This window comes from Spirosoma fluminis, from assembly GCF_054778895.1.
Map to the genome: position 1 here is coordinate 209344 of NZ_BAAGZD010000004.1, position 25915 is coordinate 235258.

25 protein-coding genes are annotated in these 25915 nt (G+C 51.7%); 14 read left to right on the forward strand and 11 right to left on the reverse strand.

Annotated elements, in window-relative coordinates:
- Window positions 1–47: 47 nt before the first annotated feature.
- The 3 genes from ACYVBJ_RS06280 to ACYVBJ_RS06290 form a co-directional block, all read right to left on the reverse strand.
- Window positions 48–1130 (reverse strand): fasciclin domain-containing protein, encoded by a 1083-nt coding sequence (locus ACYVBJ_RS06280; RefSeq protein ID WP_460981442.1) that lies wholly within the window; start codon window positions 1128–1130, stop codon window positions 48–50.
- 260 nt (window positions 1131–1390) lie between these two features.
- Window positions 1391–2323, reverse strand: a complete 933-nt coding sequence (locus tag ACYVBJ_RS06285; RefSeq protein WP_460981443.1) for an NADP-dependent oxidoreductase — start codon at window positions 2321–2323, stop codon at window positions 1391–1393.
- 55 nt (window positions 2324–2378) lie between these two features.
- A complete protein-coding gene (locus ACYVBJ_RS06290; protein ID WP_460981444.1) occupies window positions 2379–2984 on the reverse strand; it encodes a 2,3-bisphosphoglycerate-dependent phosphoglycerate mutase in 606 nt (201 codons plus the stop codon).
- A gap of 409 nt (window positions 2985–3393) precedes the next feature.
- Here ACYVBJ_RS06290 and ACYVBJ_RS06295 point away from each other — a divergent pair, with 409 nt between their 5' ends.
- The 5 genes from ACYVBJ_RS06295 (at window position 3394) to ACYVBJ_RS06315 (ending at window position 7899) form a co-directional block, all read left to right on the forward strand.
- Complete coding sequence (locus ACYVBJ_RS06295; protein ID WP_460981445.1) at window positions 3394–3900, forward strand: glycine zipper 2TM domain-containing protein; 507 nt, start codon at window positions 3394–3396, stop codon at window positions 3898–3900.
- 93 nt (window positions 3901–3993) lie between these two features.
- The gene (locus ACYVBJ_RS06300; protein WP_460978112.1) at window positions 3994–4449 is read left to right on the forward strand and encodes a YybH family protein; all 456 of its coding nucleotides are present in this window, start codon (window positions 3994–3996) and stop codon (window positions 4447–4449) included.
- A gap of 174 nt (window positions 4450–4623) precedes the next feature.
- Window positions 4624–5796 carry an alpha/beta hydrolase gene (locus tag ACYVBJ_RS06305; protein ID WP_460981446.1) on the forward strand — a complete coding sequence of 391 codons (1173 nt, stop codon included), beginning with the start codon at window positions 4624–4626 and terminating at the stop codon, window positions 5794–5796.
- A 222-nt stretch (window positions 5797–6018) separates the two neighbouring features.
- A complete protein-coding gene (locus ACYVBJ_RS06310) occupies window positions 6019–6852 on the forward strand; it encodes a hypothetical protein (RefSeq protein WP_460981447.1) in 834 nt (277 codons plus the stop codon).
- A 45-nt stretch (window positions 6853–6897) separates the two neighbouring features.
- Complete coding sequence (locus ACYVBJ_RS06315; protein ID WP_460981448.1) at window positions 6898–7899, forward strand: ankyrin repeat domain-containing protein; 1002 nt, start codon at window positions 6898–6900, stop codon at window positions 7897–7899.
- Between the two features lie 276 nt (window positions 7900–8175).
- On the opposite strand, the gene ACYVBJ_RS06320 is transcribed toward ACYVBJ_RS06315, so the two are convergent.
- Together ACYVBJ_RS06320 and ACYVBJ_RS06325 are read right to left on the reverse strand one after the other, a co-directional pair.
- Window positions 8176–8457: a hypothetical protein gene (locus ACYVBJ_RS06320; protein WP_460981449.1), complete on the reverse strand. Its 282-nt coding sequence runs from the start codon at window positions 8455–8457 to the stop codon at window positions 8176–8178.
- 42 nt (window positions 8458–8499) lie between these two features.
- Window positions 8500–8820 (reverse strand): hypothetical protein, encoded by a 321-nt coding sequence (locus ACYVBJ_RS06325; RefSeq protein WP_460981450.1) that lies wholly within the window; start codon window positions 8818–8820, stop codon window positions 8500–8502.
- 257 nt (window positions 8821–9077) lie between these two features.
- Between ACYVBJ_RS06325 and ACYVBJ_RS06330 the strand changes: the two genes are divergently transcribed.
- On the forward strand, window positions 9078–9551 hold the full coding sequence (locus tag ACYVBJ_RS06330) for a hypothetical protein (protein WP_460981451.1): 474 nt from the start codon (window positions 9078–9080) through the stop codon (window positions 9549–9551).
- A gap of 4 nt (window positions 9552–9555) precedes the next feature.
- Window positions 9556–10050: a hypothetical protein gene (locus ACYVBJ_RS06335; RefSeq protein ID WP_460981452.1), complete on the forward strand. Its 495-nt coding sequence runs from the start codon at window positions 9556–9558 to the stop codon at window positions 10048–10050.
- 19 nt (window positions 10051–10069) lie between these two features.
- On the opposite strand, the gene ACYVBJ_RS06340 is transcribed toward ACYVBJ_RS06335, so the two are convergent.
- Window positions 10070–10774 (reverse strand): hypothetical protein, encoded by a 705-nt coding sequence (locus ACYVBJ_RS06340; RefSeq protein ID WP_460981453.1) that lies wholly within the window; start codon window positions 10772–10774, stop codon window positions 10070–10072.
- A gap of 372 nt (window positions 10775–11146) precedes the next feature.
- Between ACYVBJ_RS06340 and ACYVBJ_RS06345 the strand changes: the two genes are divergently transcribed.
- On the forward strand, window positions 11147–12034 hold the full coding sequence (locus ACYVBJ_RS06345) for a hypothetical protein (protein ID WP_460981454.1): 888 nt from the start codon (window positions 11147–11149) through the stop codon (window positions 12032–12034).
- Between the two features lie 69 nt (window positions 12035–12103).
- Here the strand turns inward: ACYVBJ_RS06345 and ACYVBJ_RS06350 are convergent, their stop codons facing one another.
- Window positions 12104–15304 (reverse strand): sensor histidine kinase, encoded by a 3201-nt coding sequence (locus ACYVBJ_RS06350; protein WP_460981455.1) that lies wholly within the window; start codon window positions 15302–15304, stop codon window positions 12104–12106.
- A gap of 254 nt (window positions 15305–15558) precedes the next feature.
- Here ACYVBJ_RS06350 and ACYVBJ_RS06355 point away from each other — a divergent pair, with 254 nt between their 5' ends.
- The 3 genes from ACYVBJ_RS06355 to ACYVBJ_RS06365 all read left to right on the forward strand — a co-directional run bounded on the left by ACYVBJ_RS06355 (window position 15559) and on the right by ACYVBJ_RS06365 (window position 18657).
- Window positions 15559–16812, forward strand: coding sequence for a histidine kinase (locus ACYVBJ_RS06355; protein WP_460981456.1), 1254 nt, complete (start codon window positions 15559–15561; stop codon window positions 16810–16812).
- The gene (locus ACYVBJ_RS06360; RefSeq protein ID WP_460981457.1) at window positions 16809–17549 is read left to right on the forward strand and encodes a LytR/AlgR family response regulator transcription factor; all 741 of its coding nucleotides are present in this window, start codon (window positions 16809–16811) and stop codon (window positions 17547–17549) included. The genes ACYVBJ_RS06355 and ACYVBJ_RS06360 overlap by 4 nt, the downstream gene beginning before the upstream one ends.
- Before the next feature lie 136 nt (window positions 17550–17685).
- A complete protein-coding gene (locus ACYVBJ_RS06365; RefSeq protein WP_460981458.1) occupies window positions 17686–18657 on the forward strand; it encodes an alpha/beta fold hydrolase in 972 nt (323 codons plus the stop codon).
- A gap of 161 nt (window positions 18658–18818) precedes the next feature.
- On the opposite strand, the gene ACYVBJ_RS06370 is transcribed toward ACYVBJ_RS06365, so the two are convergent.
- The 3 genes from ACYVBJ_RS06370 to ACYVBJ_RS06380 all read right to left on the reverse strand — a co-directional run bounded on the left by ACYVBJ_RS06370 (window position 18819) and on the right by ACYVBJ_RS06380 (window position 21392).
- Window positions 18819–19622 (reverse strand): hypothetical protein, encoded by an 804-nt coding sequence (locus ACYVBJ_RS06370; protein ID WP_460981459.1) that lies wholly within the window; start codon window positions 19620–19622, stop codon window positions 18819–18821.
- 257 nt (window positions 19623–19879) lie between these two features.
- Entirely contained in the window at window positions 19880–20407 is a 528-nt protein-coding gene (locus ACYVBJ_RS06375; RefSeq protein ID WP_460981460.1) for a hypothetical protein, read from the reverse strand.
- Window positions 20408–20546: 139 nt separating this feature from the next.
- Window positions 20547–21392: a hypothetical protein gene (locus ACYVBJ_RS06380; protein WP_460981461.1), complete on the reverse strand. Its 846-nt coding sequence runs from the start codon at window positions 21390–21392 to the stop codon at window positions 20547–20549.
- 313 nt (window positions 21393–21705) lie between these two features.
- On the opposite strand from ACYVBJ_RS06380, the gene ACYVBJ_RS06385 reads away from it, so the two are divergent.
- On the forward strand, window positions 21706–21912 hold the full coding sequence (locus ACYVBJ_RS06385; RefSeq protein WP_460981462.1) for a hypothetical protein: 207 nt from the start codon (window positions 21706–21708) through the stop codon (window positions 21910–21912).
- 343 nt (window positions 21913–22255) lie between these two features.
- Window positions 22256–23029: a M48 family metallopeptidase gene (locus tag ACYVBJ_RS06390; protein WP_460981463.1), complete on the forward strand. Its 774-nt coding sequence runs from the start codon at window positions 22256–22258 to the stop codon at window positions 23027–23029.
- A gap of 60 nt (window positions 23030–23089) precedes the next feature.
- Here ACYVBJ_RS06390 and lepA read toward each other — a convergent pair whose 3' ends face one another.
- Window positions 23090–24877, reverse strand: coding sequence for a translation elongation factor 4 (lepA, locus tag ACYVBJ_RS06395; protein ID WP_460981464.1), 1788 nt, complete (start codon window positions 24875–24877; stop codon window positions 23090–23092).
- A 545-nt stretch (window positions 24878–25422) separates the two neighbouring features.
- Between lepA and ACYVBJ_RS06400 the strand changes: the two genes are divergently transcribed.
- Entirely contained in the window at window positions 25423–25902 is a 480-nt protein-coding gene (locus ACYVBJ_RS06400) for an Lrp/AsnC ligand binding domain-containing protein (RefSeq protein WP_460978092.1), read from the forward strand.
- Window positions 25903–25915 lie beyond the last annotated feature (13 nt).

Genomic DNA, 25915 nt, shown 5'->3' on the forward strand with positions numbered 1-25915 from the left:
CCCCGATCGGGGCTTTTTTCGTCTACTACCTCTTTTTTAAACCAGGATTACTTCGGCAGCAACACCCGGTCGATGACGTGCACTACGCCATTCGTAGAAATCTGGTCGGCCTGCACAACATTGGCAACATTGGTGCCATTGCCTTTGCCCAGAATGGTCACCTTACCGTTGGAAACGTTGGTACGAACACTGGTACCCTGTGCTGTTACAACATCTGCTCCATTCTGGAAGGTTTGCGAGAAAGCACGGTATTTAAGGATATGGTATGAAAGCAGATTGGCGAGCGTATCCGCACTAACCGCACGAACAGCCGCTTCATCGGCATAGCCAGCCGCTTTAAAGGCCGCATTATTTGGTGCGAATACGGTTATTCCGGTTTCCGTTGTCTGAGTTAACAAGTTCTGTACGGTCGCACCGGCCTTATCAACTGCAGCGTAGAATATAGACAGGTCAGCGTTGGCTTTAGCTACATCGCTTGAGCTTCGCGAAGGCGGAGTAAGTACCTTATTAATAATATGAATTGTACTTCCCGTCGTTGGAATGTCACCTTCGATCACCTTTGATTCGTTGAAGCTTACATCGCTATTGCTTACTTTAGTAACATATACCCGGCTGTCACTTAATGTAGTCTGGTAATATGTAGTCACTGTCGGAATAGACGACAGGTCAATTCGGGAGCCGATCACATGGTATTGCAGGATTCGGCGAAGATCAGCCGCTGGTGCTGCGCTTACAGCCGCAACGCTGGCAAAACCCGCAGCTTTGAACGCATCATCCGAGGGGGCCAGTATGGTTATGTTGGCTTTGTTGAGGTCAGCCGTTAGGCCCGCCTGTGCAATGGCAGCTGCCAGAAAGGTCAGATTTCCTTTCGCCTTAATGTAGTCTACACTCGCTACCACGGTGCCTGGCGTAGTAGTTGTGCCCGAGCCCGGTGTCGTGGTTGTGCCTGAGCCTGGTGTTGTGGTTGTACCCGATCCTGGGGTTGTCGTTGTTGAGCCAGGGCCCGTTGTACCCGTGCCCGATGGCTGAGGGTCTTCGGTGCCGGTACAACCGATCAGCAGCGTCGCTGAACCTACTAATGCCGTGGCGACTGTTTGCCGTAGCGTTCTAAAAAAACCTTGATTGTCCATACGTTGAGTGCGTGTTAAATGAACTGAATGAGTCTACAAAATACCGTTCCGATAAACGGCAGTAAGAGGTAGTACAATCACAGAACGCCCCTCTATGAAGAAATGTTATATGAACAAACGCGCTTCGAGCCAGCGGGAAAATCCAATTCGTAGGTATTATTTTATGAATAAACCTATTTTGAAGCGCGATGACCTACAAAATCCCGTAAAAAACCGCCTGCTTTTCGTCAGCTTTTTACGGGATTCACAGATTTTAAAAACTAGAACGTCAAGACGATTTTACCCGTAGTCCGGCGACTTTCCAGCCGCTGGTGGGCGTCGCCAATTTTGTCGGCGGGCAGCACTTCGCTGACTTCAATGGCCAGCTTTCCGTCCGAAATCAGTTGATTGATTTTAGTCAGATCGCTACCGCTGGTGTGTACTAGAATACGCTCCGCCTGGATGTCCGGCCGAACCTCCAGTACTTTATCCATGGCTCCGTAGGCAATCGAAATTAAGCGCCCGTTCGGTTTAAGCACCTTCGCCGAGGTGAAGATGGTGTCTGCACCGGCTGTGTCGAAAACCAGATCGACCTCCGATACCGCTTCTTCAACGTTGGTCTGGGTGTAGTCGATGAATTCATCTGCGCCCAAGGATCGGACGAACGCTTCGTTTTTAGTTGAGGCCGTGCCGATTACGTAAGCACCCAGCGCTTTGGCTAACTGAACACCCAGATGCCCCACGCCACCCGAAGCGGCCTGAACCAGCACGTTTTCGCCTGCCTGCAAATGCCCATGTTCGGTCAAAGCCTGCCAGGCGGTGAGCACCGCCAGCGGAGCGGCTGCCGCCTGCTCAAACGAAAGTTCGGCGGGTTTGTGGGCCAGATGGGCGGCCGGAGCGGCAACGTACTCGGCGTAGGCATGGCCCGGCTCCGGGAAGTTGACCATACCATAGACGGCATCGCCTGGTTTGAATTCCGTTACGTCGGAGCCTGTTTCTACGACTTCACCGGCGATGTCCCAACCTAGAATAATAGGATGAGTATAGTTTTTGGAATAAGGCGTCGTGCCGGTCCGGGTTTTAAAATCGGCCGGATTGACCCCAAACGCTTTTACCTGCACCAATACGTCCGATGCCTGGATCGCAGGCTTAGCTATGTCCTGGATGGCAAAATTCTCGACACCACCCCAATCACTTAAAACAACGGCTTTCATACGTTTATTTTTTACTTGTCTGCTGTAACAACGAAAGACGTCGAAAAATGCATCACTAGTGCGGTTTTAACTCAAATAAACCCGTTTCGGGATCAAATTCGTACCTCCGGGGAATACCCGTTGCCAGCTCAACCCGTTCAATATCGGCGGGGGATATCAACTCCAGCCGCATCATCAGCGATCGCAGGCTATTGCCATGGGCAACGAGTAAGACATTGTCCTGCTGTTGTAAATGAGGCAGAATCGTTGTGTCAAAATAAGGGATGACCCGCTGGTACGTATCCGCCAGACTTTCGCCGTTAGGGGGCTGGTCGGCATAACCCCGACGCCAGCGAAAGACCTGTTCAACTCCAAAACGCGCTTCGGCTTCCGTTTTATTCATGCCCTGCAAATCGCCGTACATGCGTTCGTTGAGTGCTGCGCTACGTTCAATCGGCAAGTCGGTCTGGCCGGTTTCGTGTAGGATGATGTCCATGGTTTCGATGGCTCGCTGCAAGACGGACGTAAAGCCAATGGCGAATCGGTCGGGTTTCAGCAGAACCCCTGCTTCGCGGGCTTCGTGCCGACCTAGTTTCGTCAGGGGCGTATCAACCGTTCCGGTGAAGCGGTTCTCCAGGTTCCACTGCGACTGTCCGTGCCGGACAAGAATTAAAAGCGACATAGGTGATGGGGTAATTCCGCTATTAACTACGCTGAACCGGCCAGACTGTTTGGTTCATTAACGGTATTTTAACCAAAAGGTAAGGACGTCGGGGCCGCTAACAATTGATAGTACACCGGCCCGGATGTGATAAATGAGGACGGGGGACGTTACGTGACAGGAGCCTGATTTTGAGTAAGCAAAGTGCTCGACATCTTAAAAAAGCGCGCTGCGGAGAACCGGTCAGGAACAAACAATCAATTCGCTTGTCTCGTTAATGGTTGTTTAGTGAATGACCGCTGAATAAACCTTTCGATTAGGCAACTGTCAAAGAACCAGTTCACGCTAATAGTCCACTAGTAAAACAAAGACAACTATGAAAAAGGCCATAAACAGTGTAGTACTAATCTTGATTGTAACCACTACACTTATGCAATCAGCTCAGGCTCAGTTTGGTAGACGCTGGAGCCCACAGGCAAAAGGAGCCGTGATTGGCGGTGCTGCCGGCGGGGCCGCCGGAGCCATTATCAACAAACGCAACCGCGTAGTAGGTGGTGTTATTGGCGGGGTAGCCGGGACTGCAGCCGGGTATGCCATTGGGAAAGGGGTCGATAACCGGAAGAAGGCTGCGGCTCGGGTAGCCGCAGCTGAACGGGAGGCCGCTGAAGCCCGGCGCGAAGCCGCTCTGGCCCGTCAGGAAGCCGCTTCGCATAAATCAGCACCAGCCATAGCCGCTCCCCGGCCGGCAGTAGCGAAAGCGGCCGCTGCGCCTACTCCTGCACCTGCCGCGGTTGCTGCGCCTAGTCCAATGGCAACGGCGTATAGCCCCCAGGTGGCGGCTGCCTATACTACGAACGCCCTCTTCTTGCCGAACGATACGTACGGCGATCCCTCAACGCCATACCCTACGTCCGAATACCGGCGTAAGAGCTGGTAAGGCTTAACAAACGTGTTTACCCGGTTAGCCAGCCGGTTTCCGGGTAAACACGCAGTGTGTAAATCATTCACTAGTTTCAAACCGTTCAATCTTATGAAACCGATCGTATCACTGCTGCTCATGGCAGCACTGTTTTCGTCATGCTCAAAACCGGCCGATCCGGCCGTTATCGACGACCTTAACAAGCAGTTTATTGGTGCCTGGAATAACAAGGAATCGGATAAGGTTATCTCATTCCTGGCCGAAGACGTCAACTTTTTGCAGGGCGACGTACACTTCAACGGAAAATCGGAGGTATCGCAGAAATGGGTGCGCGAAACCCTGCCAACCATTAGCGATCTGAAAACCAACGTAGTGAGTTCGACCGTCGACGCCCAAACGGCGTATCAGGCCGGTACATTTTCGGTAGACGTGTTGCCCGATGGCCCCAACCGCCCCCGCGGTTTCGGCGAAGGTAATTTTATCTTCGTCTGGAAAAAACAGGCTGATGATAGCTGGAAACTCGGCTACGCTCAACTGGAAGACCTGCCGGTGCAGGTAAAGAACTAATTAAGTCATTACGAATAACTGAGCCGCTTCAGCTGTTGATCAACGGCCGGGGCGGCTCAGTTACGTATAGGCCGAATCAACGGAGTCTGAACAGGTAACTTCGCGAGGGGCCCGTCTTTATGAATATGTATCCCTGTTCCTAACCCGTTTATATTTAGCCCCTTCTGTTCGCTCATGAAAACCCGGCTCGCTGGTTCTGTAGTTTGCCTGTTCGCGTCTCTTGCCGCCCTGGCTCAACCCAATCCCGATCGGCCTGATTTATGCCAGGGGGCTTATTTCACCGAAGCGCAGGGGGCCGATTCGTTACGTTCGTTTGCGCGTACTTACCACGACCGGGCAACCTGGGAGAAGCGGGCCGCTCTGATTCGGCAGGGACTACGCGACGGAATGACCTTGCCCGACAAACCCGTTTTTGCTCCCCTTCGGCCGATACGGCACAGTCTGCGTACCATGAACGGCTACACCGTCGAGAACGTAGCGTTCGAAAGCATACCCGGCTTTTTTGTGACGGGAAACCTGTATCGTCCCATCAGTAAAACAGGTAAACTGGCGGGGGTGCTTTGTCCACACGGGCACGCGCCCAAACAAGATGCCCGGTTTATGGAGCAAACCCAGCAGCGGTGTGCTACCTTAGCCCGAATGGGAGCCGCCGTGTTCGTGTTCGACATGATCGGCTACGGTGATTCGCAGCAGTGCTCGCATAAACTGCCGCAGGCGCTGAAACTGCAAACACTGAACAGTATCCGGGCACTCGATTTCCTGACCAGCCTGCCCGAGGTTGACCCAGCGCGCGTCGGGGTGTCCGGCGAATCGGGTGGCGGCACGCAGACATTCCTGTTAACGGCGCTGGATTCGCGGGTAAAAGTCTCGGTACCGGTAGTCATGGTGTCGGCGCACTTTTTTGGCGGCTGTACCTGCGAAAGCGGAATGCCCATTCACAAACGACTAACGCATCAGACCAGTAACGTAGAACTGGCCGCGCTGGCGGCTCCCCGGCCGTTGCTGCTGGTGTCTGATGGAAAAGACTGGACTAAAAATACGCCCGATGTTGAGTACCCGTACGTTCGTACTATTTACGGTTATTACGAAGCTACCGACCGTGTCGAAAACGTTCATCTGCCAACCGAAGGGCATGATTATGGCCCCAGCAAACGGGCCGCAGCATATCGGTTTCTGGCGAAGCACCTCAATCTCGATTTAGGCAAGGCCTTAAAAGACGGGCAGATTGATGAAGGTTCGAACACGGTACTAGAGCCCTCCGCGCTTCAGGTTTTCAACGCTGAACACCCCCGGCCCGCTCAAGCCGTAGTGGGCGACGAAGCCGTAATGGCTCTCCTGAATAAATAAGACTTCATTCTATTCGTCAGCTACTGGTACTGCCTGGCTTTATCAGTGATTGACCACATCCGGTTTTGGTTCTACCGCAAACAAGCCCGTCGCTGCTAGTTATGTGTTGAAACCGGCCTGCTGTTAAGTTGGGCTGGGTGAGGGCTTCCTGTATCTATACTTTTACGCTGTCGATGAATAATCATTGACCAGAAGTAGGTCAGCAGTTAGCTATGAGAAGCCATGTCGTATCGCCTGCGTCTTGTGTTTCGGGGTTTAGTCATTCCGTTCAGCGTATTGTTTATGCGTTGTAGTACGTCATCGTTATCAACCGGGGCCGTGGTCGATCCTTCGCTGTTACGGGTAAATGTGGTCATTAGCCGTTCCATGAGCTACGGAGGCACCTTAACCGAATCGGTTGAGGGCTTCATCCGCGATAAAAACAATAAACTGGTTGCCAATCGGGATATCCAACTGAAAATAAATGGCAAGCCGCTGTGGCTCAACAACGGTTCATCGAATTACTACGGGGCCTACCCGTACTATCAACTCGTCGATTCGGAGGTGGCTGTCGAAGCCGATGCTGCGTATACGGTTACTGTTGCGCTTACGGACGGTAAAGAATATAAAGTTGGAACCATTGAAACGCAGGCCGAGCTCACAGCGGGGCTTTTTTCTCCGCCAGTAAAGCACTCAAAACAGCAATCACTCAGTTTACAGTGGCAAGGGCTGGAGCCCCACAATTGGTTTGTGACTCAGTGGAAAAATTGGCAGGGGGAAAGCTCCGTAACCGAGTTGAAAGTCTCTAAGAGCAGCATGCTGGTCGACCCCTGGGGCCATGTGCAGTATGAGCGGGGCAGCGCCGACGATGCCGATTATCTCAGTACCCATGTCGGGTCGGGGCAAGGGACATTCACCATTCCGGAATCGTATTTCAAAGGGCCTTTACAGCGGTTCAATGCGTTGGATTTACTCGTTGACTCGGAAAAGAACGTAACGGCCGACGACCCGTTTCTGGCGGGTAGCGCAATTACCAGTAGCCGCCGGTGTATGTATCGAATTGCTATTACCAACTAATTGCCTTCGCTCAGGTGGGCCCGTCCTGTCATGGAGCCGTTACGTATGAAACTCATCGCCCTTATCAACTGGTTACTGCTGGCTAGTTACGGAATTCTGCTTGCGTACAGTACGCTGGCGATGAATCCGTCGAACACCGATGCTGCGGGTCGGGGCCTGGCGACGGCTTACCTTCTCTTCGGATTTATCGTACTGGCTGTGCTGGTCGGTGTAAACTGTCTTTCATTTCACGTTACACGACTTGGCGTGTTTGTCCTGCTGTTGTTGCCCCTCCTGGCCGGACTTGTTGAACTGATCGGCCAGGGATTTTCGGCCCGCCAAACCAGACTGGAAGAAGATGGTCGGTTTTACGGTACGTATTATTTCCGGGATGCCCAGCGACGCCAGATCGCCCAGGCAATCGCAAGCCGGGACCTGGCTCGCGTACAAACGTTGTTAGCACAGCCTGTGCCAGTAATAAACGGGAGCGGAACCGATCACGTTACGTTACTCGACTTTGCGGCCCTGCGCGGGGGCGATAGCGCCGACGGGGTAATCCCTTATTTATCCCTTCTGCTGGCCAAAGGAGCGACCATTCAAACCAACGATACGTTACGTTCGCCCACGCACGCACTGGTCAGTCGCGACTGCCCGGCCTGGTTGCTGGCGTGGTTTCTCAAGCACGGCGCTGACCCGAACGCCAGCCGAATGCAGGATAAGCCCACGCCGATTCTGTTTGCCGTCATGGATTACAATAAAGACCGGCTGGAAAAAATTAAACTCTTGTTGGCACACGGTGCCGATCCGAATGCCGTGTATCCACCAACGGCAACGGGCTGGCTGGCGGGGCATCCGGCTTTGCTGGCTGCTGCCCGCCTGGAGCTGTGGGATGTTTGTCAGCTTCTGCTGGAGTGCGGTGCCGACCCTGCCGTTACGGGCCCCCAACGCCTGGTGTTTCGTGAACTCATCGACCGCTACGCCGAGATCTTTGCCGCAGGGGACGATGCGCCCTTAACGTTTAAAGCACTGATTAAATACCTGAACGCACCGGGTAGTACAAACTCCTGAAGCAGCGCATGAACTGATGCAGTGGCGCGAACGTAGCATCGCATATCATTTGAAAAATAGCTGGCCACACGAGTAAAGATGATTGTGGATTAAATCTGAAGTATTCTATTGGTAAACAATGGATTGATGGTGCTGTGTCTTTTGACCCACTACGCAGACAAGAAAGCTTTACACACCACGAACAAAAAAGGCTGACGTTAGTACCCCATAGGAGCCTAGTGTCAGCCTTTTTATTTATACTCATGGCAATTAATGCGAAACAATGCCTGATTTATCTTACCAGGTTGACTTTGTCGTCAGCGTTCTAACCAGCAGCAAGCCGCTGGCTAGCAGAGGAAGACCCGGCAGCCAGACCAGCGCCGTGGCTGTGGTCTGGTAATGGCAGTTCTTTAGATAGAACGAGAACCCCACCAACCCTACGCCTAGCCACGCAAGCCCGAAGAGTTGTTTATTGCTCAACTGCTTAGGGCGGTTGATCTCGGGCGATAGGAGAATCCAGCAGGTGATCAATACACCTAAACAATCAATAGCTGCGCCGAATCTGAATAGCCAAATCATGGTAGTGAACAGGTGTTGAGTGACAATACTCTATGCAGCTAATTACGCTTGGTGGTCAGGTGTATTCGTATCGTCCGGCTGTGGCTGGTGGGCTGAGGTCAGCTGATCCGAAATCAGGTTGTAGAGAACGATCAGCAGGGGTAAGCTTGCCACTACTAAAGCGGTTATTCGGGCCGCCCGGTACGGGAGAAGGTTCAAGCCAACAAGTGCCGCCAGCAGCAGAAACCCGATAAAAACGAATCCGGATTCCATCCCCCGGCCGGCTGCATCGTTGCCGGGACGACTGATATTTACGAGGGTAAACAGGAGCAGAGCGCCGTATACACCCACCAGAATCCAGTTGGCTATCGTTATAATTTTCATCAGGGTTGTCGGTTATTACGTCCGCTCATCGTTACTCGGCGGCACGTTACAAACGTAGCCTATGTGCCGGGCCTGACCTATCACGAATCAACAGCTGGCGGGTTTGGGGCAATAACAGGCAGCCAGGCTCGTGAAATGACCAGGAACCGGTTATCCATAGATTCCGCGAGTTATTACGCCAACTCCGCCAGTTACGGATTGGGGCTGGTATTCGAAAGAGAGGATCGGCAACTTTGATTGAACGACCGGCAAATCTCATGACATCCTCTATCTCTATCATTCCCCTGCTCATCGCCTTTGGCGGCTTTGTTATTGGCGTAGTCTGTACGCTGGTTGGCTGGTATCTATGGTATGAAGGACGCGACCTCAGGAGCAGCGGCCTCACTGTAACGGCAACCGTGCTTACGAAATTCCGAAGGGAAGACCCCGGCTTACTGGGGGAACTGGAAAACCACTACGTTCGCTGTATGTTCCTGGATGCCGCCGGGTCACCCCATGAGGTCGATGTCAGTATGCAGTCAAGGCGCTGGGTTCAACTGAGCGAAGGCACCACAACCCGGCTTACGTATGTGCCCGAAGAACTGGACGAAACGCAGCCGGGTTCCCGGCGCAGCTGGTTGCTTCGTGGTGCGCTTGGTCTTGTCATGCTGGGAGGTGGGCTGCTGGCCATCACCGTATGTGTCGTCAGTGGTTTGCAGGAATGGCTAACCATCAATCAATCTATTTATTGAGAATATGAATCGTATTGCTGCCTATTCGTTAGGCCCGGAGCTGGTCTGGCTGCTGATGCTGGCCATAACGGCCTTGCTAGTGTTCCGAAATCAGCCCGCTACTGAGGCTGGTAATCTGCAGCTCGAACACATCGGCTGGTTTCTGCCCATAGTGGGCGTTCTGCTTTCCTTTGTTTCTTTAGCCTGGGCACCCGGCAGCCCCTGGTGGGTGTTGGCACGTATCATTCTGGCCGGGGGCATTGGAATTATGCTGGTGCCTGCCTGTCTCTGCGGGGGCATTGACTATGGCGATAGTCGTAATTCGGGCGTGGGCAGCGGTTATATCATGTTTGTTGGCTTAGGTCTGATGACCCTATTTGTCGGTAGCTGCATCGCCGTCCTGTTTTTGGCGACTAAATGGCCGTTTATGCCGGTTTTGAAGTGGATGCTGATTGTGGTGGGCGTGCTCGCGGGTTTCCTGTCCCTCATCTTCTGGTTAGCCTCATTTGGCAACAAATAACCCGATTTATAGGGAAAACCTAAGGCTGACCGTACGGAATCAGGCGGAAGCGATACCGTAGCGATAGGCCAAGCTTGGCCATTTCCGGTAGTATGTAATCCTGGTATTGAACGGGCTTCTGCCAATTTGACCAGTCTGTTGATTGAGCCGGACGGCGCGGCAGATTCAATGGAAACAGCATCGGTTGGTTGTGCAGAAACGCCCGTATTCCCCATTGATTTACCTCGATCGGCGTTGTCTCCCAGGGTAGGATTGTTGCGTCGGCCTCGTGGCGAATTTGCTCGGGATGCGGAGAATTTACGTCTGTACCTCCGCTAAAATCCAGGGTAAGTAGCGAGTCAATGGACCTGCCGCCCAGCAGCGCGTTCGTAGCCCGTAATTCGACTTCCAATACGGGTCGGTAATCACCGTAGTCTAAGCGTTGGGGCTGCTGGTCGGCGTAATTCATGTAAACAATGATCCAGCCAACGAGGGCAATGGCATCCGCAAGCTGAACGATACGCAGGTAGTGCGGGCTGAGAAACCGATACGTAACGAAGCCAACGAGGAAAAAGCCGATAATCATGGCTGCAAACCCGCCAAAGGTACTGAGATACGCTACGGCCAGGCGATCGTCGGGGCCACCCGTTTCCTGGTTGGCGGCTTTCAGGAGCCAGGCCGCTGCGAAGTAAAACAGAGGAGCCGCGCACAGGCCGGCCAGAAGCGACGAAATTACCCGTTCCATTCCGGTTTTGGTTGAAAAAGAGGGCGTTGGGAATAATCTAGATTGTACACGCTAAAGGTACCGCCCACCCGATTCGTAGGCGAGTGCTACTTAACAGCTAGTAGCATTCCGAACACAACGAGTAGTCTCTGCGGTATAGCTGTCAATTAACACAGTTAAAAAAGCGAAAAAAGGCTATTCCAGAGAATTGACAGCCGTTTTAGTGCACTCGCGTGCCGAAAGAATGATTGAATTTACCAGTTATGAGCGAGGGGAAACACGTTATGCAGCTAAACCTACTGGCTATTGGTTACGGCTGGATGCCTGTTCGACTAGCCGCCAACTTTGCAGCGTTATTCACAATCTTCTTTACCAAAACAACAACAAGTACTAATGAATACCTTATTCAAAAAGAGTATTACAATCGTTGGGTTCGTTGCATCGTTCGGCCTGCTCTCTTGTCAGGAAAATAACCTGGTTACACCCGATAAACCAGTGTCCTCGTCAACCGAATCCGCGAAAGACATTATATCGCCGGGCCTGCCAAAGAAATATCAATTGGTTAAGCATGGGCAGGCAACGCTGACTTATCTCGCCGATGGTAAACTCCAGAAAGTGACGTATGGCCCCGGTACGTACGCAAACATCTACAACCGGACGGAGTATAATTATGGCTTTCTGTCGATTAAAGCCACGGCATACGATGGCAACAAAGTTGGGCAGGAGGATACGTATCAGATTGACGTAAATACCGGTCGCTGCTATGAATCGAAGCACGTAACGTACAGCTATTATAGTTCTGGCACGGTGGTCAACGAGAAAAACTGGGTGTACAAGTATACTGACAAAGGCCAGTTGAAGACGCGCGCCAACAAAAGCAACGGGGCCGAACGTACTGATTATAGCTTCAACGCGGAAGGCGATTTAGCCAAAGTTACTTCGTATGGCGCAAATGGAGCCGCTTCTAACGAAGTAACGTTCGCGTATAATCAGCCCGTCAGCGATCCAATTCTGGACGATCGGACTGCCTTGAACCCTAGCTGGGCGAACCTCCCCGACACATATTTGAAAATTTTCGGCAAGTCGAGTAAGCACCTGGTGAAGCGCATTACGCAGAAAAAGCTTCCCGGTAACCAAATCCAGTTTGATCGTTTCCACAACTACACACTCAATGCAGACGGGTATGTAACCGAAGAAAAAGAATTTAACGTAGCTAATGCTGCTTTGGTTGATACCAAGCCGTACGACTACAAGATTAGTGTTATTAGCGTACAGCCTTAAGGACAATACGTATAACCTAGAATATCCTGCAATGAGAAAACGAGTCTGGCACAATTGCCAGACTCGTTTTTATACCGGCATCACAGGCAGGAGGATGATTACTTTAGTGCCGGTTGGCTCATCGGCCGCATCCATCTTATCGAGTACCGTTACGCGGGTTTCTTTGCCGCTGCGCTGGCTGATGAGCTGGAGCCGTTCTTCGGTTACTTTGAGCCCTACGCTTCGGTGCGACGACACCATTTTGCTCTTTAACTCACCCGCTCGTTTTCGGCCTACCCCATCATCATCGACAATGCATTCCAGTCCGTCGTTCATCGGTTTTATACACACCTGAATGTGGCCCCGTGTTTTCTTATGCGCCATCCCGTGAAGAATCGAGTTTTCGATATAGGGCTGAATAATCATCGGCGGAATTGACGTGTGCTCTTTATCCAAGGTAGGGGCGGCATCCACTGAGAAATCGAATTTGTTGCCAAACCGGAGTTGTTCAAGTTCCAGATACAACTGTAACTGCTCCAGTTCACTGGCCAGGGTTACCCATTCCTGGCGGGAGTTGTCGAGAATAAGCCGCATGAGCCGCGAGAACTTCACCAGATACTTGTCGGCGTTGTCGCTGTCGTTCTGTAGCACAAACAACCGGATGGCATTCAGGGAGTTGTAGAGAAAGTGCGGATTCATCTGCGACCGTAGCGCTTTCATCTCCGACGCGGCAATCCGTTCGCGCAGTTCGCTTTTTTCCTGTTGTTCGCGCACGAGCCGCCGTACCCGCCAACGGGCCGTTGCCACCGTAACGGCAACAAGCGAACAAAGAACGGCAATCCGGAACCACCAGGTTTGCCAGAAGGGGGGCGTAATAACAATGGGTAAGCGGTAGCCCTGTCGGTTCCAGACCCCGTCGTTGTTGGACCCAATAATGTGCAGTACGTACCGATCGGGCGGTACGTTGGTGTAACTGGCAAATGACCGGTCACCGGCCTCGTTCCACCGATCTTCGAAGCCTTCGAGCCGATAGGCATAGCGATTTCCCGCCGGATTGTCGAAGCTGAGCGTGGCCATATCGAACGTAAACCCGTTCTGGGTGTAATCCAGAACGATGGTTTCCGGATTTCCTGCTGGCCCTTGCAGAAACTCCTGATCGTTTACCCGGAATGAGGTGACAAACACGGGTGGCACAAAGCGATTCGGGCGAATCTTATCGGGCTGTACGTAGACCAGCCCGCGCATAGCCCCGAAATAAATCCGTCCGGCTGCATCCTGAACCATCGAATTCGATTCAAACTCGGACGAAGGCAGCCCATCGGCTTCGTCGAACTTCGTCAGCCGCAGTCGGCGGGTGTCTACGCAGGCCAGGCCCCGACTGGTGCTAACCCATAATGTGTCGCCCTTCGTTAACAAAGCGGCTGTATCGTTACTCGGCAGGCCGTCGCGGGTGGTAAAGGTCACGAACCGGCCGGTTCGTTCGTCCAACCGGGCGAGGCCATTGTCGGTAGCCATCCACATATAGCCAAAACTATCTTCGGCAAAGCCCGTGACGCCCTCATCGGGCAGGCTGTTCGGGTCGTCTTCCTTATAAACGTATTGGGTCAGCAGGCGCAGATCGGGACTGATCTTATAGACGGGACCTAAGCCACCTACCCACAAATTGTTATGGCGATCGACGTATAGGGTATTGTAATTTTTGCCGGGAAGTTTTCGAATGCGTTCGTCGTTATACTGGTGCCGGAACTGGCGGGTTTTGGGGTCGTAAATAGTTATTTTTTCATTCGTACCCATAAATATGCGACCGTCGGGGTGTTGGATGATCGTGAACACCTGTTCGCCAGCGGTTTCCTGATACGTGGTGCCCGCCGGACGAGCAGGCCGCACGGCATTGGTCAGGCCACTTACGTACCGAATGCGCTCGAACGTATTGGTGGGCGGATGGAAGCGGGTAAGCCCTTTTGGGCTGCCCGCCCATACGTACCCCTGGGCGTCGGCCAGAATGCTGTATAAAAAATTGGTGCTTAGGCTGTTAAGATTTGCCGGGTCATGGCGGTACAACCGATAGGCCTGGGTTGTCGGGTCAATCCACACCACTCCATCGCGCGTGGACACCCAAAGGCAGTTTCTGGAATCGATGGATAGCTTGGCGGCATCCAGACCCAGTGATGAAGCCGGACGGTACGAGACCTCATCGAATACGGAATGAAACTTCTCGACCGTTGGATTAAACCAGCTCACGCCCGCATCGTCGGTAATGGCCCAGATTACTCCGCTCCGGTCTTCAAATAAGCCCTTTATAGAGTTGGAGCCGAGGCTGCGCGGATTAAGTTCGTCGTTCTGGTACGTAGTGAACCGGTTTTTTGGGGCGTTATACTGATGCAAACCACCGCTGCCCAGACCCACCCACAAATCGCCTTTTCTTGTGAACAGCAGATAGGCCGCGCCCTGATTGGTTGCGGCTAGCGGTAGCTTGGCAAACTGATTCGTTGACGGGTGGAAAATACCGACATGGCCACTCGTCGTACCCACCAGCAGGGCGCCGGTACGTGGATTTTTAGCCAGTGAGGTGATGTAATCTTCCGGCAGCGACAAGGCTGCTGCCGGGTTGTGCCGGTAGCAGCACAGGCGTTTGGTTTGCCAGTTAAAGCTATAAAGCCCGGCCTGAGTACCAATCCAGAGCAACGGCCCATCCATCAGCAGCGCCCGAACGGAGTTGGCCCCCTCCCGCGAACTTGAATCAGCGGGTATGGCAATAGCCTGCGCGCTACCCGTAGCTGGATCGACGCGAACGACTCCGCCTTTGGTGCCGCACCAGAGCATACCGTTTGCACTTTCGGTGATGACGCGGATAAACTGCTGATCCGGGCTTAACTTCGGAAACGAATAGCGCTGAAACTGCTGGGCAAGTGGGTCGAAGCGATTTAAGCCGTGTTGGGCACCCACCCATAAGGTGCCATTCCGGCTCGTGAATAACGAGCGGACAATGCGGTGCGACAACGAACGGGAATTTCCCGCCTGCCGGGCGAAGGTACGACAACGCATTCCGTCGAAGCGGGTCAGGCCACTGACCGTACTGATCCAGATGAAGCCCAGGCTGTCCTGCGTGATTGAGGTCGCAAAATTAGTCGCCAGCCCCTGACGTAGCGTGAGGTGCTGAAACCAGGGAGCGGACGAAGGCGATGAACTGCTGACGTTTGGGCGCAGCGTAACCGGTTGTGCCCTGAGCCCCGGCGGCTGCCCCGAAACGAGCCCTAAAAGAAACAGAATAAAGCTGAATCGATTTTTCAAGCAAATACCAGGCTAGGAGTTAAGCAGCTAGAGACGGACGTAATTCCGAATACAGGATGTCAGGACTAATCTGTTTTGCGGAAGTTATCAGCCAAAAATCACGTACTGTTTATTTGGGCTTTCAAGTTAAGCTCTGTTTTGCGTAGTTGCTACCAACGTGGCGGCTTAACCCGCCGTCAACTTTGCGGATTGCCTCACCTTTTAGTAATCGGTAGGCTTTTGGAAGGCTGCAAAACGATTGTCGACCTATATGAATGAGAAAAGCAGTTGAACACCCCATGGCTATCCCCAGTAAGCCACCGAGTTGTCGGGCGTTGGCAGAAGAGCTGGAAGCGGAACGGGCCATTACCTTTTTCGCGACCTCGCTTATTACCCAAACGACCATCGACGAGGTACTCTGGGATGTAGCCAGAAACTGCATCAGCCGACTCAATTTTGTCGACTGTGTGGTGTACTGGCTTGACCAGGAGCGTGGGATGCTGGTGCAGAAAGCGGCTCACGGACCTAAAAGCCCCCAGTCATACACTATTTTGCAGCCGATCGAGATTTCGCTGGGAAAAGGAATTGTGGGATCGGTAGCCCTATCAGGTCAACCCGAGGTGATTGGCGATACGTCCCTCGATCGTCGGTATATACCGGATGATGCCGTTCGTTTGTCCGAAATTACCGTACCGATTGTGTGGGAAGGGCAGGTACTGGGCATTATTGATGCCGAACATCCAGCCCGGAATTTCTTTCAGCCCCGGCACCTGAAGATCCTGACGACCGTAGCGGCTTTGTGCGCGCAGAAGATCAGGCAGGTAGACGTGCAGCAGGCGTATCAGAACGCCGAGCGGCAGTTGATGGAAACCAACAGGCGGGTGGCCGAAACAAAACTGCTGGCGCTCAGGATGCAGATGAACCCGCACTTTATTTTCAATAGCCTGACGTCGATTAACAGCTTTATTCTGCAGCAGGATATGGAACGAGCGTCCGATCTGCTCACCAAGTTCTCGCGGCTGATGCGGCAGGTAATCGATAACTCGAAAACCGAGTGGGTATCGTTGCGCAGAGAGCTTAAAGCGCTGGAAATATACCTGGAACTGGAACAACTGCGTTGTGACAAAAAATTTGACGTTGTGTTTGAGGTCCGGCCGGACCTTGATCTGGATACCATTCATGTGCCCCCGCTCATTACGCATCCCTACGTTGAAAATGCGATCTGGCACGGACTGTTGCCGATGAAGGGCGGAGCGCCGAAGTTGCAGATTACGTGTCGGCAGCAGGCCGGAAACCTGATTATCGAAATCAACGACAATGGCATCGGGCGGGTAGCCGCGGCTCAGCTACGTCCCAATCCGCTGTCGGGTCACAAAGCCGAAGGCGTTAAGCTGATGGAGGAGCGGTTGCAGCTTGTAAACGAAATGTACGGCGCTAACGCCCGCATCGATATAGTTGATCAATACCTGGCCGACGGAGTAGCGGCCGGAACCAGCGTATCTTTTACCTTAAAATTACCGTTCTCATGACTGCTGTTCTGGTAGACGATGAAAAACACTGCCGCGACGTATTGGCGTTGTTGCTGGCTAAGTACTGTCCTCAGATTACGTTACTGGCATCCTGTAGCGACGGCCCGGAGGGCGTAGCGGCTGTTAATCTTCATCACCCCGATTTAGTGTTTCTGGACATTGAAATGCCGGGGATGAGTGGGTTCGATATGCTCAAGGCCTGCCAGTTTACAGGCTTTCGGGTCATTTTTACGACGGCCTACAATGAATACGCGATTCAGGCGATTCGGCATAATGCGCTCGACTACATCCTGAAACCCATCGATAAGGACGAACTGCGGCAGGCGATTTCAAAAGCCGAAGAAGCTCTGCCAACCCGGTCGACTTCTCAGGTCGACGAGTTCGTGGCTTACCTGAACCGGCAGAAGACCGGCGACCGCATTGCGTTGCCCACCATGGAAGGTCTGCAAATTCTGCAAAGTGAAGAGATCTACTACTGCGAATCCGACGGCGGTTATACGCATTTCTTTCTGACGAACGGGAAAGCCGTTTTAATTTCGAAAACGTTGAAAGAAGTCGAAGATGTGCTCGAAAGCAAAGGGTTTTGCCGCGTACATCATGGCTACCTGATCAACGTGCGGTACGTGCAGAGATACATCCGGGGTGACGGGGGGGAGGTAATCATGGCCAACAACAAAAACATTCCGGTATCACGGAATAAGAAGCAGGAATTTCTGAATCTGCTCGAACGTATTTGACGGCGATTGCCCAATTATCAAGCTGAACAGGCCAGTTGTTGCCCCAGACCTGCCTGCTATCGGTTTCGCCTACCTGATCTGGTTTATCACGGATAGTTTTGAGTTGTTATCCTACATTAACCCACAAACACTCCGTATGAGAACTCACCGTGTATCGACGTTTAAAAATCCGGCCGAAGCCGTCACCTTTCTGGAGCACTGGAATCAGAAAATAGAAGCACTGAACGGGTTTTCGTACGAGCGGATTACGGTGCTGACTTCATTCGGCATGACACGGGTATGGGGCGCTAACCTGCACCTGACAGAGGCTAAAACGATCGTCTTTTTTCCCGGTGCCCGTACCTGCGGTTTGTTCTGGGATATGGATAATGCGCTGCTTCCCCTTCGGGAACGCTATCGGTATTACATCGTAGAGGTGAACGGGCAGCCGAGCCTGAGCGACGGGGAGTGCCCCGACATAAAAACGGATGCCTACGGGCGTTGGGCCGCCGAAGTGCTGGATGGACTCGGTCTGCAAAACACCACTATTGCCGGAGCCTCGCTGGGCGGGCTGATCTGCCTTAAGTTGTGCCTGGCTGCACCCGACCGGATTGAGAAAGCGATACTGCTGAACCCGGCCGGTATCCAGCCCTTCTCGTCGTCGTTCCCAAATTTATATTACAATCTGTTACCCATGCTCTGGCCCACTCAGGAAACACTCAACTCGTTTCTGAACGCGGCTATTTTCTGTTTACCCACGCATACCGTTCCGCCTGTATATCGGCATCTGATCCGTCAATACCTGCTCTACGCCTTGAAAAATCACAAGTTTCGGGGAGACTATCCGGCACCGTTGAGCAAGGAAGAGCTGCAGCGTCTGAGCACAGACGTTCATCTGGTACTGGGCGAAAAAGACCTGTTATTTCCCCCGCAGGAAACGGTTCGGCTGGCTCAGCGGCATATCCCCTCATTACGGAGCCACCAGGTGCTGGCAAATACGGCACATGGCATCGAAACCTCTAAGGAAGCCATTGGTAAAGTTGTCGCGCATCTGGAAAATACAAGGGCGAACGTACCGCAACCTACGGTAATCAACTCAACCTTGAACAGTTACTGGCTGCTGGCTTGAGTGCCAGAACATAGGCAGACTGACTAGCTATGTGGCAATCCGTTTAGAAGCGTAGCGATACGTAGAGCCGCAGACTTTTTGGCCTGAGATCAATGCTAAAGAAGCCAGGCCAAAAAAGTCTGCGAAGCTGTCTGCTATCAGTTAATACACGTCGCAGATGCCTACTCATTAAAAAAGTAAGATACCGTCTCCAAGCCTAAACTTGCAGAGGTGGATGATCGACGGATCAGTCTATCCTGAGCATCATACTCCATGACGTAATTAGTGGGCGTGGAGGTAGTGATGTTGTCTTTAAAAGTAAGGCTGATCAAATTATTGTTACTCAGATTTTCATGAATATAATCCAGGCTAAAGCGCCAGAAAACACCTTTCAGGATGTTGGGTTTGTCATCATAGCGGTACTCCGTCTGAACGTTTGAAAGAGTGCCGTCGGCGTATTTGTGTCTCAATAACTGTAAGTTATTACTTTGGTAGTCAAAGAGTTGGCCAACGTGATATCGGTTCGGGTCTTTAATCTCCACGAGTCGATTCGCTGAGTCGTAAATCAGGATGTTGCGTTCCAGCAAACGAGCCTGCCCACCGACCTCTACCCGGTACAGAAGGTGCGCGCTGGGACGCTCCTTCGCATCATACACCAGTTGCTCCATAAAATAGAATACCGACTTATCTGGATTGATTACTTTGTTGAAAGTACGGTAAGGTCTGTCATTGGCGTATTCATAAATAGACGCATTGTCTACACCTTTGGAAGGTGAGTTAAGCACCGTATGGCCGATGATTCGCTGTTTGGCATCGTAGAGTAAATTAGTAGTGATGCCATTAGGGTTACCGGGATTACCATACTGATAGGTATTCGTTATCCGATCTAACTTCCCCCTAGGTGTAACTGAGGAGTTGATAACGCTGGCGAAGTCAGGCACAGCGACCGTTATTAACGAATCGCTGGTTGAGTTTTGATCTGTCACAGCAGGATCTGGCTGTTCCGGCTTACAAGCTTGCAACAGTCCAACGGCGAGAAGGGCTAAACTCAGTCGGTGAAATAGACGCATGTCAAATGGCGGTAAAGTGAAACTTCCGGTGCAAATATAATAAGCCATTATACATATGACGGCTGTTTCACTAAAGCATTAGTAGGCTTTAATGGCGTAAATTTATGCTTACCAGCCTAGCGGCTTTGGAAAGAGCAAACGCGTAGAAAGGGTAAGTAAATTCAAACGAGACACTACCTATTGAGTAACGAGAGCAGGAAAAACACGAATCCGCTAATAAAGAGAATACTCGTGAATACAGTTGCCAGAATCAGCAACACTCCTTTAACGCCTGCCTTGGGTGCAATCAATAAGGTATCGGTCTGAGTAAACTGCGCCGTAGCTGGATTGGCGAGCTGAAAAGAGCCCGGTTGTTCGATGGTAAACTCCGCCACCGGTACGATACGATGACCGGACATGTCGGTACGTTTGCTTGTCAGAAAGGCGTAATTATCGACGGCGATTGGTTGATTACTCAGGAGTTCGTTGATCTGAAATGAGTTATTTCTGGGAATTACACCGAAGATTGACGCTCGCTTTACCGCTACTTCATACACCCCTGGCTTTGGCAGATCGAAACGAAACGTTGCTGCCAGGGCACTCTGCTCGATGCGGACGCCAGATGTATACACGGCAATGAGTGACGTAACACTACGGATCAGCAGGACCAACGCTAACATGCACCAGGCCGCAGCGGCAATCGTAAACCAGATTGAGTGCATGAATTGATGGTGTGTATTTTATCGGAAAGAAACGTAACGCCTTGATTTAACCATGCGAGGAAGCTGCAACTGCCCTGATCAAAGCAAGAAAGTAACACAGCCTCGACTAACCAGGCTGTGTTTTAAAAGGATGTAACGCTTAATTTATCTGGATTAAGCCGTAACCTGAGTAGGCGAACAGACTCTTCCATACCAGGGCGTTGGTTGCCATATTTGTTATTTTCTGCTCCGTAGCCAGCCCGTCGTTGTTCAAGGTATACGTATATAGGTACTCAACTACGTCGTTATTGCCACAAGCTTTATAAGTAACCCGCCGGATAAGATGTTTCGTGAATGCCCCGAAAATTGGTAAATGCTCATCCAAAGGCGCTAACAGCACAGAGTTCAAGCGATAACGGTCTACCTGTATGGGTTCGCCTGGCACACTGTAGCCGAAGGTAATCTCAACGCCTTTCAGATTACCCGAGTCGAACGTTTTAAACATTACCAATTCGCCATTTCCGTCGTACTCATACTCGTGACGTTCGTTTACAGCGTTGGCGTTATACCGTTTACTGAGCCGACCCTGCGCATTGTACTCATATTTATACGTCTTGTTATCTAGGGCACTAACGTGCTTCGATGAAGTACAGCGCCCGTCGGCGTTTAGCGTGTGCGTAATCTGGCTGGTTTTCTGGCCATTCTTGTAATGGATAGACACAAGCGTTCCCGGACTGTAAGAGTACTCAGTGTACTCGTTAGGGTTATCGATTATTTTCCACAACCGATCGTCGGCATTGTAAAGCAGTTTGCTGCCATCGTGTTTAATCAACTTGCGATTTATCCGGGTGGGTGCACCATCGGCACTGGTTAAGGTTGCGGCTGGGTCCGGAGCCTGTGCCGATGAACCTACAGGAGACACCAGTTTTTCAGTCTGGCAAGCGCTTAGCAGGCACGTAATCAAAAGTCCATTTACGGCTAAGGCCGTCATCGTATGTTGTTGCATGGTTAATAAAGAGAATGGTAATACGTCACAAAAGTAGGCGGAGGGCTGGCAAGCAACCAGCCAAAACCAATAGCTGGCCTGCACTTGGCAGTAACTGGTAGAGTTTGACAAGTAGTAGACTACACAGAGTATGTGGTTAAGTGCGCAGGAACTCGATGGGCAAGCAAAACAGGCGCGTTTGGTTGAGTATACGATAAGAATATGTTGAGTTTACCAACACCATACCCGCGATTTTATAGTTTTAGCTAGTAAGACTTGTTTTCCAGGAGAAGCTGGAAGCAAACCAACCCAATCTGTCTAACCATCAAACGATATGGAAAACACGCCAACCCAGTTTCAACCCGGCGATCAGGTTACCCTGCTGGAAGGTAGCGCGCCAATGACCGTAAAAGCCGTTAAAGACGGTGGCCGTACCGTAACCTGCGAGAACAGCAATGAAGACAATCCGACGGAACAGGATTATGAAGCGACCAAACTGACAAAGCTCACAAGCGGTCAGGAGAAAGGAGCAAAGGCTTAAGTTCTTACGCAAGCTACGTTACGTTCGGTAGCCTGAGCAAGGGAAGAACAGCGCGTCTTCGACTTGTTCAGGCTATTCGGTTTAGTACGTTCATGTCTCTCTGTTTCGTTGAATCGGAAGATGTACAGACGCTTTCTAGGTTTTGGTCCGTTGTCAGCAACCGGCTGGATAGTTACTGGAATGAGCCGTTTTAAACGGTACGATTCGGCAAAAAAACAGGTTGGTGTAGTACGTCCTGATTAAACTTTTGACGGGGTTGAGTAGTCAATAGGGATAAGTAACGAAACGAAATGGGCCGGAACGATGGCCTGTTCTACCCAGTCATACTCAACCGATATAACGCATGAAACGCATACTCAGTAGTTTCTTTTTTGTAGCCGGCGTATCAACTTCGCTGCTGGCTCAGATACGGATCGACCCGAATCTCCTGCAGGCGCTGATGGAAGGAGCCGGCTCAATTACATTGTCCGACGCTCAGGTGGCTCAGTATTCCAGACAGGCTATACAGGAGATGGATGCTAAAAACCCCATCGCCGGACCGAATGACCCCTACACGCAGCGGCTGAACCGAATTGTCAGCCGTCACCGGACCATCGGGGGTTTGCCCATCAACTACAAGGTGTACATGGTTCCCGATGTGAACGCGTTTGCTACCGCCGACGGCAGCGTACGAGTCTTTAAAGGGCTTATGGACATCATGACGGACAACGAACTGCTGGCCATTATGGGTCATGAAATTGGCCACGTCATTAATCACGACTCACGTGATGCCATGAAAGGTGCACTTCGTCGGTCAGCTTTGCGGAATGTCGGCGCTGCTCAGTCGGGCGTGGTTGGCAAGGTATCGCGGTCGCAACTGGCTGGGGCTGCAGACTACCTGGTAGGCGCGTCGTTTAGCCGCCAGCAGGAGACGGAGGCCGATGATTACAGCTATGATTTTCTGAAACGAAACGGCTATAGCGTCATGGCCTTAGCTACTTCATTCGAAAAACTGGCCAAGCTAAGTGGCGGGAACAGCGGAGGACGTATCACTACGTTTCTCTCGAGCCACCCCGACAGCAGGACCCGGGCCGACCGGGTACGTACCCGCGCTCGTCGCGATGGATTGGCCCGCTAACAAATAAAGCAGGCCCGTCGGTATACCGACGGGCCTGTACGCAGCAAAATTGACAGGATCTTAATTGATTTTCAGAACGGCCATAAAGGCTTCCTGCGGAATCTCTACGTTACCGACCTGACGCATCCGCTTTTTACCTTTCTTCTGCTTCTCCAGCAGTTTACGCTTCCGGGAAATATCCCCCCCGTAACACTTGGCCAATACGTCTTTACGCAGGGCACTCAGGGTTTCACGGGCAATAATTTTCTGGCCGATAGCGGCCTGAATAGCTATCTCAAATTGCTGCCGGGGAATCAACTCCCGAAGTTTCTCGCACAATTTTTTACCCCATTCATACGACTTCGACCGGTGAACAATGGCCGACAGCGCGTCGACTTTATCGCCGTTGAGCATTACGTCCAGCTTCACCATGTCGGACTCACGGTTGTCCATAAACTCGTAGTCGAGCGACGCATAACCTCGCGAAATGGTTTTGAGCTTGTCGAAAAAGTCGAACACGACCTCCGCCAGCGGCATTTCGAACTGTAGTTCGACCCGGTCGGCGGTGAGGTAGACCTGGTTTTTGAGGTTGGAACGCTTATCCATGCACAGACCCATTATGCCGCCAACGTACTCGGCTTTCGTGATGATCTGCGCCCGGATAAAGGGTTCTTCGATGTAATCGATCAGGTTCGGTTCGGGCATCTCAGCGGGTGCCGACACCTGCAGTTCCTCACCTTTAGTGGTTACGACCTCGAACCGCACCGACGGTACAGTTGTAATAACGGTCATATCAAACTCGCGTTCCAGCCGTTCCTGCACGATCTCCATGTGGAGCATGCCGAGGAAGCCGCATCGGAACCCAAAGCCCAGCGCTGCCGATGTTTCGGGTTCCCAGACCAGAGCCGCATCGTTTAGCTGTAGCTTTTCCATGGCGTCACGCAGGTCTTCGAACTCGCTGGTCTCGACGGGGTAAATCCCGGCAAATACCATTGGTTTGACTTCCGAAAAACCCTGAATGGCAGTAGTAGCCGGATTGTCAAGCGTAGTGATGGTATCACCCACTTTTACTTCTTTGGCCACTTTAATCCCGGAAATCAGGTAGCCTACGTCGCCACATTCGATAACGTCTTTTGGCACCTGCGACAAACCAAGCGTACCCACTTCATCGGCAATATACTCCTTGCCGGTGTTCATAAATTTCACCCGGTCGCCTTTCCGAATACGCCCGTTGACATTCCGGAAGATAACTTCGATACCCCGGTACGAATTGAAATGAGAGTCGAAAATCAACGCCTGCAGCGAGCCGTTGGGATCACCTTTAGGAGCCGGAATCCGTTCGACGATAGCCGCCAAAATTTCGGGCACACCGATGCCTTCCTTACCGCTGGCCGGAATGATGTCATCTCGTTCGCAGCCGAGCAGGTCCACCATTTCGTCTTTTACCTCTTCGGGCATGGCACCCGGCAAGTCAATTTTATTTAGTACCGGAATGATAACCAAATCATTATTCAGGGCCAGATACAGATTTGAGATCGTCTGGGCCTCGGTACCCTGCGAAGCATCGACCAGCAGCAACGCTCCTTCGCAGGCGGCAATCGAGCGCGATACTTCGTAGGAAAAGTCGACGTGGCCGGGCGTATCGATCAGATTCAGCGTATAGGTCTCACCCTGGTACGTGTAGTTCATCTGGATGGCGTGGCTCTTGATGGTGATGCCCCGCTCGCGCTCCAGATCCATATCGTCCAGCAATTGGGCCTGCATGTCGCGGGCTCCAACCGTCTTGGTAAATTCTAACAGTCGGTCAGCCAGCGTACTCTTGCCGTGATCAATGTGGGCGATGATGCAAAAATTACGGATATGTTTCACGTAGGTGAATTGCGATTTACGATGTAGAACGTATGAATTTTACGTAGTGCATTCATACAAGCTATAAACCGCAAAAATAAGCAAAAAAGTCCGCTTTTGGGCAGAACAGGCTGAGTAGAAAAAACAAACGCCGGACTCATCAGGGAGCCGGCGTGTTCAATTACACTTCATCAACAAACTAAAATCGTAAATGTCCGTGACTTGGACAAGTGCTGTAGGAGGGGGACTCGAACCGCCCACGGTGCAGTTAGCTACAGTACAAATCCTGGTGGTCAACCCCAGTCGCCCTTGCGGGCGGCATTATGCTGCGTTTATCCCTTATCACCACCCCCGAGACAGGAGGGCACGTCTGCCAATTTCGACATCCTACAGTGTGAGAAAAGTTGTCAAGAAGATCGGCGTGTGACCCCGCTCGATCAACTTGACAATGCAAATATAGTATAGCCAGTTAGTTGATTGCAAATTTTACATGAAAATTTCTGAAAATTTAGCGTTTGTTTAAAAAATAGATACTTTTGTTAGCATTCATCAAAAACTATTAAAAAATGGTCGAGAAAAATTTAGAGATTGATAATACCGATCTGAAAATACTCAGTCTGCTTATGCAGGACGCAAATATGGCCTATACCGAAATTGGCAAACGAATCTTCGTGTCGGGAGGGACGGTTCACGTTCGGATGAATAAATTGAAGCAGATGGGTATCGTACGCGGATCGCAGCTGGTGATCGACCACGCCAAACTAGGCTGGGATATTAGCGCATTTCTAGGCATCTACCTCGACAAAAGTTCGTTATACGCCGAAGTGTCGAAGCAGTTGGAGAGCATACCGGAGGTGGTCAATATTCATTATACAACGGGTATCTATAGCATCTTTGCCAAGATCGTCTGCCGCGATACGCAGCACCTGCGCGAGGTACTACATGATAAAATTCAGAAAGTCAGCGGTATCCAACGTACTGAAACGTTTATATCGCTCGAGGAAAGCGTCAATCGGCCTATCCCCTTCGCCGAACTGAAAGAGTAACCGTTTGATCTTG

Excerpts from the sequence above, each read along its gene's own strand:
- ACYVBJ_RS06280 (WP_460981442.1), bottom strand. The coding sequence starts at position 1,130 with ATGGACAATCAAGGTTTTTTTAGAACGCTACGGCAAACAGTCGCCACG.
- ACYVBJ_RS06285 (WP_460981443.1), bottom strand. The coding sequence starts at position 2,323 with ATGAAAGCCGTTGTTTTAAGTGATTGGGGTGGTGTCGAGAATTTTGCC.
- ACYVBJ_RS06290 (WP_460981444.1), bottom strand. The coding sequence starts at position 2,984 with ATGTCGCTTTTAATTCTTGTCCGGCACGGACAGTCGCAGTGGAACCTG.
- ACYVBJ_RS06295 (WP_460981445.1), top strand. The coding sequence starts at position 3,394 with ATGCAATCAGCTCAGGCTCAGTTTGGTAGACGCTGGAGCCCACAGGCA.
- ACYVBJ_RS06300 (WP_460978112.1), top strand. The coding sequence starts at position 3,994 with ATGAAACCGATCGTATCACTGCTGCTCATGGCAGCACTGTTTTCGTCA.
- ACYVBJ_RS06305 (WP_460981446.1), top strand. The coding sequence starts at position 4,624 with ATGAAAACCCGGCTCGCTGGTTCTGTAGTTTGCCTGTTCGCGTCTCTT.
- ACYVBJ_RS06310 (WP_460981447.1), top strand. The coding sequence starts at position 6,019 with ATGTCGTATCGCCTGCGTCTTGTGTTTCGGGGTTTAGTCATTCCGTTC.
- ACYVBJ_RS06315 (WP_460981448.1), top strand. The coding sequence starts at position 6,898 with ATGAAACTCATCGCCCTTATCAACTGGTTACTGCTGGCTAGTTACGGA.
- ACYVBJ_RS06320 (WP_460981449.1), bottom strand. The coding sequence starts at position 8,457 with ATGATTTGGCTATTCAGATTCGGCGCAGCTATTGATTGTTTAGGTGTA.
- ACYVBJ_RS06325 (WP_460981450.1), bottom strand. The coding sequence starts at position 8,820 with ATGAAAATTATAACGATAGCCAACTGGATTCTGGTGGGTGTATACGGC.
- ACYVBJ_RS06330 (WP_460981451.1), top strand. The coding sequence starts at position 9,078 with ATGACATCCTCTATCTCTATCATTCCCCTGCTCATCGCCTTTGGCGGC.
- ACYVBJ_RS06335 (WP_460981452.1), top strand. The coding sequence starts at position 9,556 with ATGAATCGTATTGCTGCCTATTCGTTAGGCCCGGAGCTGGTCTGGCTG.
- ACYVBJ_RS06340 (WP_460981453.1), bottom strand. The coding sequence starts at position 10,774 with ATGGAACGGGTAATTTCGTCGCTTCTGGCCGGCCTGTGCGCGGCTCCT.
- ACYVBJ_RS06345 (WP_460981454.1), top strand. The coding sequence starts at position 11,147 with ATGAATACCTTATTCAAAAAGAGTATTACAATCGTTGGGTTCGTTGCA.
- ACYVBJ_RS06355 (WP_460981456.1), top strand. The coding sequence starts at position 15,559 with ATGAGAAAAGCAGTTGAACACCCCATGGCTATCCCCAGTAAGCCACCG.
- ACYVBJ_RS06360 (WP_460981457.1), top strand. The coding sequence starts at position 16,809 with ATGACTGCTGTTCTGGTAGACGATGAAAAACACTGCCGCGACGTATTG.
- ACYVBJ_RS06365 (WP_460981458.1), top strand. The coding sequence starts at position 17,686 with ATGAGAACTCACCGTGTATCGACGTTTAAAAATCCGGCCGAAGCCGTC.
- ACYVBJ_RS06375 (WP_460981460.1), bottom strand. The coding sequence starts at position 20,407 with ATGCACTCAATCTGGTTTACGATTGCCGCTGCGGCCTGGTGCATGTTA.
- ACYVBJ_RS06380 (WP_460981461.1), bottom strand. The coding sequence starts at position 21,392 with ATGCAACAACATACGATGACGGCCTTAGCCGTAAATGGACTTTTGATT.
- ACYVBJ_RS06385 (WP_460981462.1), top strand. The coding sequence starts at position 21,706 with ATGGAAAACACGCCAACCCAGTTTCAACCCGGCGATCAGGTTACCCTG.
- ACYVBJ_RS06390 (WP_460981463.1), top strand. The coding sequence starts at position 22,256 with ATGAAACGCATACTCAGTAGTTTCTTTTTTGTAGCCGGCGTATCAACT.
- ACYVBJ_RS06400 (WP_460978092.1), top strand. The coding sequence starts at position 25,423 with ATGGTCGAGAAAAATTTAGAGATTGATAATACCGATCTGAAAATACTC.